General features: G+C 55.5%; 13 protein-coding genes and 1 riboswitch. Of the genes, 10 read left to right on the top strand and 3 right to left on the bottom strand.

The features are described from left to right. Window positions 1-19: 19 nt before the first annotated feature. Window positions 20-364 (top strand): RidA family protein, encoded by a 345-nt coding sequence (locus ABLV17_RS07235; RefSeq protein WP_015366047.1) that lies wholly within the window; start codon window positions 20-22, stop codon window positions 362-364. On the opposite strand, the gene ABLV17_RS07230 is transcribed toward ABLV17_RS07235, so the two are convergent. Then, entirely contained in the window at window positions 365-550 is a 186-nt protein-coding gene (locus ABLV17_RS07230) for a YoaH family protein (RefSeq protein WP_045376054.1), read from the bottom strand. A gap of 85 nt (window positions 551-635) precedes the next feature. Between ABLV17_RS07230 and pabB the strand changes: the two genes are divergently transcribed. The 4 genes from pabB (at window position 636) to ABLV17_RS07210 (ending at window position 5,827) form a co-directional block, all read left to right on the top strand. Next, complete coding sequence (gene pabB / locus ABLV17_RS07225; protein ID WP_213794548.1) at window positions 636-1,991, top strand: aminodeoxychorismate synthase component 1; 1,356 nt, start codon at window positions 636-638, stop codon at window positions 1,989-1,991. A gap of 3 nt (window positions 1,992-1,994) precedes the next feature. Further along, a complete protein-coding gene (locus ABLV17_RS07220) occupies window positions 1,995-2,573 on the top strand; it encodes a CoA pyrophosphatase (RefSeq protein ID WP_087860569.1) in 579 nt (192 codons plus the stop codon). 163 nt (window positions 2,574-2,736) lie between these two features. Next, complete coding sequence (sdaA, locus tag ABLV17_RS07215; RefSeq protein WP_015705929.1) at window positions 2,737-4,101, top strand: L-serine ammonia-lyase; 1,365 nt, start codon at window positions 2,737-2,739, stop codon at window positions 4,099-4,101. A gap of 130 nt (window positions 4,102-4,231) precedes the next feature. Next, window positions 4,232-5,827, top strand: a complete 1,596-nt coding sequence (locus tag ABLV17_RS07210; protein WP_113373583.1) for an EAL domain-containing protein — start codon at window positions 4,232-4,234, stop codon at window positions 5,825-5,827. A gap of 16 nt (window positions 5,828-5,843) precedes the next feature. On the opposite strand, the gene yoaE is transcribed toward ABLV17_RS07210, so the two are convergent. After that, complete coding sequence (gene yoaE, locus ABLV17_RS07205; protein WP_213794547.1) at window positions 5,844-7,403, bottom strand: CNNM family cation transport protein YoaE; 1,560 nt, start codon at window positions 7,401-7,403, stop codon at window positions 5,844-5,846. A 445-nt stretch (window positions 7,404-7,848) separates the two neighbouring features. Here yoaE and manX point away from each other — a divergent pair, with 445 nt between their 5' ends. The 5 genes from manX to mntP all read left to right on the top strand — a co-directional run bounded on the left by manX (window position 7,849) and on the right by mntP (window position 12,065). Then, entirely contained in the window at window positions 7,849-8,814 is a 966-nt protein-coding gene (manX, locus tag ABLV17_RS07200) for a PTS mannose transporter subunit IIAB (RefSeq protein WP_087860567.1), read from the top strand. Between the two features lie 55 nt (window positions 8,815-8,869). Continuing rightward, window positions 8,870-9,670 (top strand): PTS mannose/fructose/sorbose transporter subunit IIC, encoded by an 801-nt coding sequence (locus ABLV17_RS07195; protein ID WP_015366039.1) that lies wholly within the window; start codon window positions 8,870-8,872, stop codon window positions 9,668-9,670. A 12-nt stretch (window positions 9,671-9,682) separates the two neighbouring features. Beyond that, the gene (locus ABLV17_RS07190; RefSeq protein WP_015366038.1) at window positions 9,683-10,534 is read left to right on the top strand and encodes a PTS mannose transporter subunit IID; all 852 of its coding nucleotides are present in this window, start codon (window positions 9,683-9,685) and stop codon (window positions 10,532-10,534) included. Between the two features lie 95 nt (window positions 10,535-10,629). Beyond that, the gene (locus ABLV17_RS07185; RefSeq protein WP_015366037.1) at window positions 10,630-11,088 is read left to right on the top strand and encodes a DUF986 family protein; all 459 of its coding nucleotides are present in this window, start codon (window positions 10,630-10,632) and stop codon (window positions 11,086-11,088) included. Window positions 11,089-11,287: 199 nt separating this feature from the next. Further along, window positions 11,288-11,436, top strand: a riboswitch (yybP-ykoY riboswitch). Between the two features lie 62 nt (window positions 11,437-11,498). Next, entirely contained in the window at window positions 11,499-12,065 is a 567-nt protein-coding gene (gene mntP, locus ABLV17_RS07180; RefSeq protein WP_015366036.1) for a manganese efflux pump MntP, read from the top strand. A 3-nt stretch (window positions 12,066-12,068) separates the two neighbouring features. Here mntP and rlmA read toward each other — a convergent pair whose 3' ends face one another. Continuing rightward, entirely contained in the window at window positions 12,069-12,863 is a 795-nt protein-coding gene (rlmA, locus tag ABLV17_RS07175; protein ID WP_087860566.1) for a 23S rRNA (guanine(745)-N(1))-methyltransferase, read from the bottom strand. Window positions 12,864-12,914: the final 51 nt, after the last annotated feature.

Raw genomic sequence — 12,914 nt, 5'->3', positions numbered from 1 at the left:
GAACAACGAGGAAAGATAAATGACAATTACGCGTATTGATGCCGAAGCCCGCTGGTCTGATGTGGTCATTCACAACCAAACCATTTACTACACCGGGGTGCCGGAAAACCTCGACGCCGACGCGTTTGAACAGACCGCCAACACCCTGGCGCAAATTGACGCGGTGCTGGAAAAACAGGGCAGCAATAAGTCACGTATTCTTGATGCCACCATTTTCCTGGCCAATAAAGATGATTTTGCGGCGATGAATAAAGCCTGGGACGCCTGGGTGGTTGCCGGTCACGCGCCGGTGCGCTGTACCGTACAGGCGACCCTGATGAAGCCGCAGTATAAAGTTGAGATTAAAATCATCGCCGCGGCGTAGTTACTCGTCTTCTTCGTCATCTTCGAAGCGCGCTACTATCCGGTCGCCGGTATGCGTGGCGCGCAGTTCATCGGCCACCAGGGCGATTGCCTGGCCGCTGCTCATCCCCTGCGCCATCAATTCCTGAATACGTTCGACCGCTTTTTGCTGTTGCTCATGGCTCAGCGAAGGTAAACCTGCAAACATCACTCACTCCTGCTACATTGTGGGGCGTAATTATTTCACGCCGTCCGCCATTTCGCCAGTGGGCGGCACATTAGGATCGAGGTTAATGTTGTCCCCCGCTATTATTACCCTGCCCTGGCGTGCGGATGCCGCCGAACGCTATTTCGCGCCGTTAAGCGCGATGCCGTGGGCGATGCTGCTGCACTCCGGCTTTGCCGACCATCCGTATAGCCGTTTCGATATTATCGTCGCCGAACCGCGCGCGACGCTGGTTACCCGCGGCGAGCAAACCTGGGTCAACGACGGTGAAGGCGAATTTGTCTCCCAGGACGATCCGCTGCAGCTGCTGCAACAGCAGTTGGATCGCTGTCAGTTAACGCCGCAGGCCGATGAAAACCTGCCGTTTCTCGGCGGCGCGTTGGGGTTATTCGGCTACGATCTTGGCCGCCGCTTTGAACGTCTTCCCGCGCAAGCGCAGGCTGATATAGCCCTGCCGGAGATGGCGGTCGGCATTTATGACTGGGCGCTGATCGTCGATCATCAACGTCAGCAGGTATCGCTACTGAGCTACGACAATCCGCAACAGCGCCTGCAGTGGCTGGAATCGCAAACGCGCCAGCCGGCTGAATCTTTCTCCCTGACCTCCAGTTGGCAATCAAATATGAGCCGTCAGCAGTACGGCGAAAAATTCCGCCAGGTGCAGGCGTATCTGCGCAGCGGCGACTGTTATCAGGTCAACCTGGCGCAGCGTTTCCAGGCCCGCTATCGCGGCGACGAATGGCAGGCATTTTGTAAGCTTAATGCCGTTAACCGCGCGCCGTTCAGCGCCTTCATTCGCCTGGCGGAAGGGGCGATTTTAAGCCTGTCTCCGGAGCGATTTATTCAATTGCATCAGGGCGACATCCAGACGCGCCCCATTAAAGGCACGCTGCCGCGACTCGACTCTCCGCAAGAAGATGCGCGCCAGGCGGTAACGCTTGCCCACTCACCGAAAGATCGCGCAGAAAACCTGATGATTGTCGATCTGATGCGCAATGATATCGGCCGCGTCGCCGTGCCGGGCAGCGTGCGCGTACCGGAACTGTTTGTGGTTGAACCTTTCCCGGCGGTGCATCACCTGGTGAGCACCATCACCGCACGATTGCCTGCTACGCTTGATGCCAGCGATCTGCTGCGCGCGGCCTTCCCTGGCGGCTCTATTACCGGCGCGCCAAAAGTTCGCGCTATGGAGATTATCGATGAACTTGAACCGCAGCGACGCAACGCATGGTGCGGCAGCATTGGTTATCTCAGTCTGTGCGGCAATATGGATACCAGTATTACTATCCGTACGATCACCGCCTGGCAGGGTCAGCTGTACTGTTCCGCGGGCGGCGGTATCGTGGCGGACAGCGAAGAGGCAGCGGAATATCAGGAAACTTTTGATAAAGTTAACCGTATTCTGCATCAACTGGAGAGCTAGAACATGGCGGCTAACGCCCTCGACCTGGACGACTTTCTTTCCCGTTTTCAGCTGCTGCGCCCGCAGCCCTCGCCGCAGTCGCTGAACCAGCGCCAGGCGGCGGTACTGGTGCCGATTGTCCGTCGCCCGCAGCCGGGACTGTTGCTGACCCAGCGTTCGCCGCTGCTGCGCAAGCACGCGGGCCAGGTCGCCTTCCCCGGCGGCGCAGTTGATAACACCGACGCAACGTTAATCGCCGCCGCGCTGCGCGAGGCGCAGGAAGAAGTGGCGATCCCGCCGGAAGCCGTTGAAGTGATCGGCGTGCTGCCGCCGGTCGACAGCGTCACCGGCTTTCAGGTGACGCCGGTTGTCGGCATAATCCCCCCGAACCTGCACTATCATGCCAGTCAGGACGAGGTGTCTGCGGTGTTTGAAATGCCGCTTGAAGAAGCGCTGCGCCTGGGTCGCTACCACCCGTTGGACATCCATCGGCGCGGTAATTCACATCGCGTCTGGCTATCGTGGTACCAACATTATTTTGTCTGGGGAATGACCGCCGGCATTATTCGCGAGCTGGCGCTGCAAATCGGCACCCGTCCTTAGCTATAATAAGTAATGAGAAGCCGCTCGCACTATTAGTAAAACCAAGGTTATCCATTAGTTTAATTCATGTGAATAGTTAAGCTGACAACCCGGTTCCCTCTTACACTATGCGCAGTTATTACATCGTTACCGCAACCGCGGTAACCCTGTCAGGAGTGTTATCGTGATTAGTATATTCGACATGTTCAAGGTGGGGATTGGTCCCTCATCTTCCCATACTGTAGGGCCGATGAAGGCCGGTAAACAGTTCGTCGATGACCTGGTCGAAAAGGGATTGCTTAATGAAGTGACGCGCGTCGCCGTTGACGTCTATGGGTCGCTTTCATTAACCGGCAAAGGCCACCATACGGACATCGCCATTATCATGGGACTGGCGGGCAATCTGCCTGCGACGGTCGATATTGACGCGATCCCGGCATTTATCCGCGACGTAGAAACCCGCGGCCGTCTGCTGCTGGCAAACGGGCAACACGAAGTCGACTTCCCGGCGGATGACGGCATGCGTTTTCGTAGCGACAACCTGCCGCTGCACGAAAACGGCATGACTATCCATGCGTGGGCCGGCGAGAAAGAAATTTACAGCAAGACTTACTATTCAATCGGCGGCGGTTTTATCGTCGACGAAGAGCATTTCGGCAAAGAAGACGCGAGCGAACTGCAGGTTCCGTATCCGTTTAAATCGGCGCAGGAAATGCTGGGCTACTGCAAAGAAACCGGTCTGTCGCTCTCCGGCATGGTGATGCAAAACGAACTGGCGCTGCACAGCAAGCAAGAGATCGAAGCCTATTTCGAAAACGTCTGGCAAACCATGCGCGCCTGTATCGATCGCGGCATGAACACCGAAGGCGTGCTGCCGGGGCCGCTGCGCGTGCCGCGACGCGCTTCGGCGCTGCGTCGTCTGCTGGTCGCCAGCGATAAACTGTCTAACGACCCGATGAATGTTGTCGACTGGGTGAACATGTTCGCGCTGGCGGTCAATGAAGAGAACGCCGCAGGCGGCCGCGTCGTTACCGCGCCGACCAACGGCGCCTGTGGTATCGTTCCGGCAGTGCTCGCCTACTACGATCACTTTATCGAATCCGTCAGCCCGGATATCTATATTCGCTACTTTATGGCCTCCGGCGCGATTGGCGCGCTGTACAAGATGAACGCGTCCATTTCCGGCGCCGAAGTCGGCTGTCAGGGCGAAGTCGGCGTGGCCTGTTCAATGGCGGCGGCGGGGCTGGCTGAACTGCTCGGCGCCAGCCCGGAGCAGGTTTGCGTGGCGGCGGAGATCGGCATGGAACATAACCTCGGCCTGACCTGCGACCCGGTCGCCGGCCAGGTTCAGGTGCCGTGCATCGAGCGAAACGCTATCGCCTCCGTGAAGGCGATTAACGCCGCGCGTATGGCGATGCGCCGCACCAGCGAACCGCGCGTCTCTCTCGATAAAGTTATCGAGACCATGTACGAAACGGGTAAAGACATGAACGCCAAATATCGCGAAACCTCTCGCGGCGGCCTGGCGATCAAAGTCCAGTGTGACTAAAACACGTCTGTGAAATGCGCCCTTTCCGGGCGCATTTTTCTTTTTCTCCCACCAACTTATCTTACCCACTACACTTGCTTTAAGCCGGCTGTTACTCTTATTCCTCTATTTAGCCGACAGGGCGCCTCGCATGCAAAATGCACAGAAGGTCATTTCGACGTACCGCCGCAAGCGCATTCTGGTGTGCCTGGCCGTTGCATTTCTGACGCTTGCAGTCACCCTGACAATCCGATTTATTTCACAGCGTAGCCAAAATCAACAGCGCATCCAGACGGTGACCCGCAATATGGTGATCGCGATGGACAATATCCTGCAGCCGCTGGCGGCAAAACACGCTACCCTGCTGAGTATGGTCGGCAAACCCTGTCAGGATGTGCATCTTGAGCTGCGTAAAACCGCGGCCACTCTGCAGACCGTACGCTCAATCATCCTTGTTCAGTCCGGGATGGCCTACTGCTCCAGCATTTTTGGCCCGCGCCATGTGGCCATTCATCAGCTACAGCCCACGCTGCCGACGGTAAAGCCGCTGCTGGCCTTTTCAACCGATAACTCGCTGCTCAAAGGCACGCCGGTACTGATCCAGTGGTATCCCTCCTCCGTGAGCGGCGCCGACGGCGCGTTGTTAATTATCAATATCGAGCTGCTTGGCGAATTGATTCTCAAAGAAAAATCATCGCTCATAAGCGACATCAGCCTCACGGTCGGCAACAAGAGTTTTCTCAGCGATGTCGGCGTCGTCGAAAGTCATCAGTTGCCGGGTCTGCCGATAATTTACCGGCAAAGTTCCAGCCAGTTCCCCTTTACCATCAACATCAGCGGCCCGGGAGCCTCCGCGGTGGCCTTAGAAGAGCTGCCCGCTGAATTACCGCTGGCGCTGATGTTCAGCCTGTTGATGACCGGTATCGCCTGGCTGACGACCGCAGGACGAATGACTTTCTCGCGCGAAATAACCCTGGGTATCGCCGCCCACGAGTTCGAGGTATGGTGCCAGCCGCTGCAGGATTTACGTACTCAGGAATGTTGCGGCGTGGAAATTTTGCTGCGCTGGAACAATCCGCGCCGCGGAAATATCTCGCCGGATGTTTTTATCCCTATTGCTGAAGGCTACAACCTGATAGTCCCCCTCACCCGCTACGTCATCGCTGAAACCGCCCGTCGGCTGCATTATTTCCCGCAGGATGCCAATTTTCATATTGGTATTAACGTGGCGGCGCGTCATTTCAGCAACGGCGAGCTGCTGCGCGATCTGCACACCTATTGGTTCAGCGCTAATCCGGTACAGCAGTTGGTGGTCGAGCTGACTGAACGCGATGTCCTGCGTGAGGGCGATCATCACATGGCGGAGCACCTGCATTTTAAAGGCGTCCAGCTGGCCATTGATGACTTCGGCACCGGCAACAGTTCTTTGTCCTGGCTGGAAAAACTCCGCCCGGATGTACTGAAAATTGATAAATCTTATACCGGCGCCATTGGTATTGACGGCGTCAACGCGACGGTGACCGATATGATTATCGCCCTGGCGCACCGGCTCAAAATCGTCACCATTGCCGAAGGGGTTGAAACTCAGGAGCAGAAGATTTACATGCGCAGCCACGGCGTGGATTTACTACAGGGATATTATTATGCCCGCCCGTTACCGGTAGAGGATTTTCCGCGCTGGCTGGCGGAAGAGAAGCACCGTCTGGCGGCGACTGGGAGTAAAAAACAACCCGCCGGCCAGGTTTAGCCCGGCGGGTTCGGCATTACTCTTCTTCGTCGTTATCGTGGACGGTTTTAATAACCCGTACCAGATCGACGCGGTAATCATTCGCTTCAATGATGGTGAACTGCAGCGGCGGCAGTTCGACAACATCGCCTACCCGCGGGATATGACCGTTCGCGGAGATAACCAACCCGGCAACGGTCGCGATATCATCGTCTTCGTTGACCAGGTCGTCCAGCCCCAGCGCCTGCTGTAGCGCATGGAGGTCGGTTGAACCTTTGATGAGCCAACCCTCGCCATCCAGCACAATTTCCGGCGTTTCATCGGCATCCGGGAACTCACCGGCGATCGCTTCCAGGACGTCCAGCGGCGTCACCAGCCCCTGCACCACGCCAAATTCGTTGGTGACGATGACAAAGCTACCGCGCGCCCGGCGCAGCACGCCCAGCAGGTTGATCGGGTCCAGCGTTTCCGGCACCACAATCGCCGGAGAAGCGGAAGCCATTGCGGCAACGTTCTCGCCCGCTTCCAGCGCCACCAGCATCTCTTTGGCGCGTACGATACCGATGATTTCATCAAGCTCGCCGCGGCAAACCGGGAACATGCTGTGCGGAGACGAAAGCAGCTGGCGACGAATTTCTTCTTCGCTCTGCTCAGCATCCACCCAGCTAATTTCGCCTCGCGGGGTCATGATGCTGCGCAATGAGCGCTGCGCCAAGGTCAGCACGCCGTTAATCATATAGCGTTCTTCTTCAGCAAACGCGCCTTCCGGCACCGGCACTGCCGCCGGGCTATCGCTATCGTGCGCGACAGCCGCCTGTTTGCGACCGCCCATCAGGCGCAGAATCGCATCAGCGGTACGCGCGCGCAGCGGCAACGTCGACTGGTGGCGGATAAAGTTACGCCGCGCCACCTGGTTAAAGAACTCAATGGTAATCGAGAAGCCGATTGCCGCGTACAGGTAGCCCTTCGGAATATGGAAGCCAAAGCCTTCAGCCACCAGACTCAGACCAATCATCAGCAGGAAGCTCAGACACAGCACGACAACCGTCGGATGTTGGTTCACGAAGCGGGTTAACGGCTTCGAGGCCAGCAGCATCAGGATCATCGCAATAACGACCGCAGCCATCATCACCGGCAAATGGTTCACCATGCCGACGGCGGTAATCACCGCATCAAGCGAGAAGACGGCATCCAGCACTACAATTTGTAGCACTACCACCCAGAAGCTGGCATAGCCTTTGCCGTGACCGGCATCATGCTGGCGGTTTTCCAGTCGTTCATGAAGTTCTGTCGTCGCCTTGAATAGCAGGAAGATACCGCCGACCAGCATGATCAGATCGCGCCCGGAGAACGAAAAATCGCCTATGCTTATCAAAGGCTTGGTCAACGTGACCATCCACGAGATAACCGAGAGCAGTCCCAGGCGCATAATCAGCGCCAGCGACAGGCCGATGATACGAGCCTTATCACGCTGTTTTGGCGGCAGTTTATCGGCAAGGATGGCGATAAAGACCAGGTTATCGATACCCAGAACAATTTCGAGGACTACCAACGTCAGCAGGCCAGCCCAGATGGTGGGATCCATTAAGAATTCCATGAGCGGCTCCCGTTAACGACAGCGGTAGTCATCGCGATGTCAAGCACCGGCGAAACAATAGTTGCTGGTAAAAAAGCGTGTGTGGTTGAGGCGGCAGACGAGTGCCTGAGGGTGAAAAGACGTCGATGACGGTCCATACGGCGGGCTATGCCCTATACTCCTGAGTAATTAAACGGAAGCTAAACATAGCAAAATATAGCGCAGAATTGGCAAAAATTTACCTGTCTTTGCAATAGCTAAGGCTATTTTTTGCGCTGCGAAATTATTGATTATTGAAGCGTAATTTACGGAGCTCCATCACATTAATTATTTTTTCACTATCTAAAATAATTCGCGGTAGTAATTAATTTAGATCTTACACCCTTACTGAATCGATTTTTCCACAAGAGTGATTCAGGATGTATCAGACCAGATGATGCATTCACCATAATAACGGAGGTAGCAAGTGACGATTGCTATTGTAATAGGCACACATGGTTGGGCTGCAGAACAACTGCTGAAAACCGCAGAAATGCTGTTGGGCGAGCAGGAAAACGTTGGCTGGATCGATTTCGTTCCCGGCGAAAATGCCGAAACGCTAATCGAAAAGTACAATGCACAGCTGGCAAAACTGGATACCACAAAAGGCGTGCTGTTCCTCGTCGATACGTGGGGCGGTAGTCCATTCAACGCGGCAAGCCGCATTGTTGTTGATAAAGAAAACTATGAAGTGATCGCTGGCGTCAACGTCCCGATGCTGGTTGAAACCTTCATGGCCCGCGATGACGATCCGTCGTTTGATGAGCTGGTGGCGCTGGCGGTGGAAACCGGTAGCGAAGGCGTGAAAGCGCTGAAAGCCAAACCGGTTGAAAAAGCGGCGCCGGTACAGGCCGCAGCGCCGAAAGCGGCGGCACCCGCTAAACCGATGGGGCCAAATGATTACATGGTGATTGGCCTGGCGCGTATCGATGACCGTCTTATCCACGGCCAGGTTGCGACCCGCTGGACCAAAGAGACCAACGTCACCCGCATTATCGTGGTCAGTGATGAAGTTGCCGCCGATACGGTGCGTAAAACGCTGCTGACCCAGGTGGCTCCTCCGGGCGTGACCGCTCACGTTGTTGATGTCGCGAAAATGATTCGCGTCTACAACAACCCGAAATACGCCGGCGAGCGCGTCATGCTGCTGTTCACTAACCCAACGGACGTTGAACGTATTGTTGAAGGCGGCGTGAAAATTACCAGCGTCAACATTGGCGGTATGGCTTTCCGTCAGGGTAAAACGCAGGTGAATAACGCGATTTCGGTCGATGAAACCGATATCGAAGCATTCAAAAAACTGAATGCCCGCGGTATTGAACTGGAAGCGCGCAAAGTTTCCACCGACCAGAAACTGAAAATGATGGATTTGATCGCCAAGGTGGATAAATAACCCGGCGCTCGTGAGCCAATTTTCACTTTAAGACTTTATCAACAGGAGAAGTACAATGGAGATTACCCTTCTTCAGATTGTGCTGGTGTTCATCGTCGCGTGTATTGCGGGTATGGAGTCGGTACTTGATGAATTTCAGTTCCACCGTCCTCTGGTCGCCTGTACGTTAATCGGCGCCGTTCTCGGTGACATGAAAACCGGTATCATCATCGGCGGTACGCTGGAAATGATCGCCCTCGGCTGGATGAACATCGGTGCGGCGGTTGCGCCTGATGCCGCGCTGGCATCCATTATTTCTACCGTACTGGTTATCGCTGGCCACCAAAGCATTGGCGCCGGTATCGCGCTGGCTATCCCGCTGGCGGCGGCAGGCCAGGTTCTGACCATTATCGTTCGTACCATTACCGTTGCCTTCCAGCACGCGGCGGATAAAGCCGCTGAAAACGGTAACCTGACGGCCATCTCCTGGCTGCACGTTTCCTCGCTGTTCCTGCAGGCGATGCGTATCGCCATCCCGGCGGTTATCGTAGCCATCTCTGTCGGCACCAGCGAAGTTCAGGGTCTGCTGAACGCCATTCCGGAAGTGGTGACTGGCGGTCTGAATATCGCAGGCGGCATGATCGTCGTCGTCGGTTACGCGATGGTCATCAACATGATGCGCGCGGGCTACCTGATGCCATTCTTCTATCTCGGTTTCGTCACCGCGGCCTTCACCAATTTCAACCTGGTTGCGCTGGGTGTGATTGGTGCCGTCATGGCCATTCTCTACATTCAGCTGAGCCCGAAATATAACCGCGTAGCGGGTGCCCCGGCTCAGGCGGCTGGTAACAACGATCTCGATAACGAACTGGACTAACAGGTGAGCGAAATGGTTGATATGACTAAAAATACCACCGAGAAAAAACTCACTCAGAGTGATATTCGTGGCGTGTTCATTCGTTCTAACCTGTTCCAGGGTTCATGGAACTTCGAACGTATGCAGGCGCTGGGCTTCTGCTTCTCTATGGTTCCGGCAATCCGTCGCCTGTACCCGGAGAACAACGATGCGCGTAAGCAGGCTATTAAGCGTCACCTTGAGTTCTTCAACACCCATCCATACGTCGCGGCGCCGGTACTCGGCGTAACGCTAGCGATGGAAGAACAGCGTGCTAACGGCGCGGAAATCGACGATGGCGCGATCAACGGTATCAAAGTCGGTTTGATGGGGCCGCTGGCAGGCGTCGGCGACCCGATCTTCTGGGGTACCGTGCGTCCGGTATTCGCCGCGCTCGGCGCCGGTATCGCGATGAGCGGTAGCCTGCTTGGTCCGCTACTGTTCTTCATCCTGTTCAATGCCGTGCGTCTGCTGACCCGCTACTACGGCGTAGCATACGGCTATCGGAAAGGCGTGGACATCGTTAAGGATATGGGCGGCGGCTTCCTGCAGAAACTGACCGAGGGGGCATCAATCCTCGGCCTGTTTGTCATGGGGGCCCTGGTTAACAAATGGACGCATGTCAATATTCCCCTGGTGGTTTCCACTATCACCGGTCAGGATGGCCAGACTCGTGTGACCACCGTGCAGACCATCCTTGACCAGCTGATGCCGGGACTGGTGCCGCTGCTGCTGACCTTCGCTTGTATGTGGCTGCTGCGTAAGAAAGTCAATCCGCTGTGGATCATCGTTGGCTTCTTCGTCATCGGTATCGCCGGCTATGCGGTCGGCCTGCTGGGTCAATAATCGTCACGTAGTAGGCCGGGGGCAGCTTTGTCCCCGGCTTTTTTTTAGCGTAAAAACGTGTACCTGTACGCAGGTCCACGCTGCCTGGAGGATCAATGGCAATCACGGAGCTGGTGCTCATTCTGTTTATCGTCGCCCTGGTGGCTTTCGCTATCTACGACCAATTCATCATGCCGCGCCGCAATGGCCCCACCCTGCTGTCAATCCCCCTGCTGCGTCGTGGACGCGTCGACGGGATGATTTTCGTCGGCCTGACGGCGATTCTCATCTACAACAATATTGCCAGCCACGGCGAAATAATCACCACCTGGTTATTATCTGCGCTGGCATTAATGGGGTTATATCTGTTCTGGATCCGTACGCCGCGAATTCTGTTCAAAAAGAGCGGTTTTTTCTTTGCCAACGTGTGGATTGAATATCCGCGCATTAAAGCAATGAATTTGTCGGAAGACGGCGTACTGGTGATGCAATTAGAGCAGCGGCGCCTGCTTATCCGCGTACGAAATATCGACGATCTGGAAAAAATATACAAACTACTCGTTACCAGTCAATGAGTTATAGATATAGCCTGCGCTATATTTCCGCCATTCATTGCTGTCGGAATATATAGCCATGGCTATATTTACTCCCCTCACCCCGTTATATTATTTAACCAATCCTTCACTTAATATTTTAAATGAAAATCGTTATCATTTATTGTTGCTAATATTATTTTTCTGTGATTGTTTTATCTTCTAAAAATATGTTAAGGTTGCGCCCGTCGTTGGGGAGTAGCCGATTTTCCGCAAGTGGAAAATGTACGTGTCAACATACTCGTTGCAAAACGTGGCACGTACGGGTTGAGCGGTCGTTCAATCAGGCGAGACCATAGATACATCACTGCTGTACGTTATGCTCAAGCTCCGCGTATATTTACTGGGGGCAGCGATGTGTCATATGGATATTCCCCGGTCAGGACACGCTCATGAATATTTCTGCCACTATCCTTCTTGCCTTTGGTATGTCGATGGACGCGTTTGCCGCTTCTATCGGTAAAGGCGCCACCCTGCATAAACCTAAGTTCTCCGAAGCGCTACGCACCGGTCTTATATTCGGCGCGATCGAAACCCTGACGCCGCTGGTCGGCTGGGGCCTGGGCATGTTGGCCAGCCAGTTTGTGCTGGAATGGAACCACTGGATCGCGTTCGTGCTGCTGGTGTTTCTCGGCGGGCGTATGGTCATTGAAGGTTTTCGCGGCGGCGATGACGATGAATGTGAAGCGCCGCGTCGCCACGGCTTCTGGCTGCTAGTGACCACCGCATTCGCTACCAGTCTTGACGCGATGGCCGTTGGCGTGGGGCTTGCTTTCCTGCAGGTCAATATTATCGCCACCGCGCTGGCTATCGGCTGCGCCACCTTTACCATGTCAACGCTGGGAATTATGGTTGGCCGCTTTATCGGCCCGCTGCTCGGCAAACGGGCCGAAATTCTTGGCGGTATCGTGCTAATCGGTATCGGCGCGCAGATTCTGTGGGGCCATTTCGCGCCGTAGCCCTTACCCCTCGCGCTGCCAGCAGTGAATCATGAAATCGGTCTGGCAGCCAAAGATTTCCTGCTGGCGTAACGACTCCCTGACTTCCGGTTTCGCTCGCCATGCAAACGGCGTCATCTGTAGTAATGCTTCCGCCTGCGCGCCGCTCAACTGCATCGGATAAGCTAACTGCTGCTCATGACGCAGCGTAAAGCCCGGCATCGCTTCCCGGTTCTGTTCATGCAGACGAACTTCATCGTAGATTAGCCCTTTCAGTTCCATCAGATGGCGCGGCCCAGGGGTGGCGGTAATCACCCAACCGCCTGCTTTTACTACACGCGCCAGTTCATCGGCGTTACAGGGCGCATAAATACGCACGACGGCATCCAGAGATTGATCGGCAAAAGGCAACCGTTGGCTGGAAGCCACGCAGAATTCGACCTGTGGGTAACGTTTAGCGGCGGCGCGGATCGCCGATTTTGAGACATCGAGGCCGAAACTGCGTGCGGCAATGGCGGCGAAAGCATGCGTGTAGTATCCCTCTCCGCAGCCGATATCCAGCAGCTCGCCCGGGGCGAAAGTCCGCAGATAGCCGCAAATCGCCTCGCGCAGCGGTTGATAATATCCGCCATCGAGGAAAGCGCGGCGCGCCTGCATCATCTCAGCGCTATCGCCCGGATCGCGTGAACGTTTGAACTGCACCGGCAGTAAATTGACATACCCTTCCTTTGCCAGATCGAACTGGTGCCGCTGCGGGCAAATATAGCTATTTGCGCTGCGGCTAAGCGGCGCGTGGCATAGTGGGCAGGTGTAAGACATGATAACTCCGGTGGCGCTGAAAGGGCGAAAGTGTAGCGCTATTCGCCCTCG

The organism is Klebsiella sp. CN_Kp091 (genome assembly GCF_040065095.1).
GTDB classification, from domain to species: domain Bacteria; phylum Pseudomonadota; class Gammaproteobacteria; order Enterobacterales; family Enterobacteriaceae; genus Klebsiella; species Klebsiella aerogenes.
Note: the sequence above shows the minus strand (reverse complement) of the source record. Positions and strands in the feature narration are given on the sequence as shown.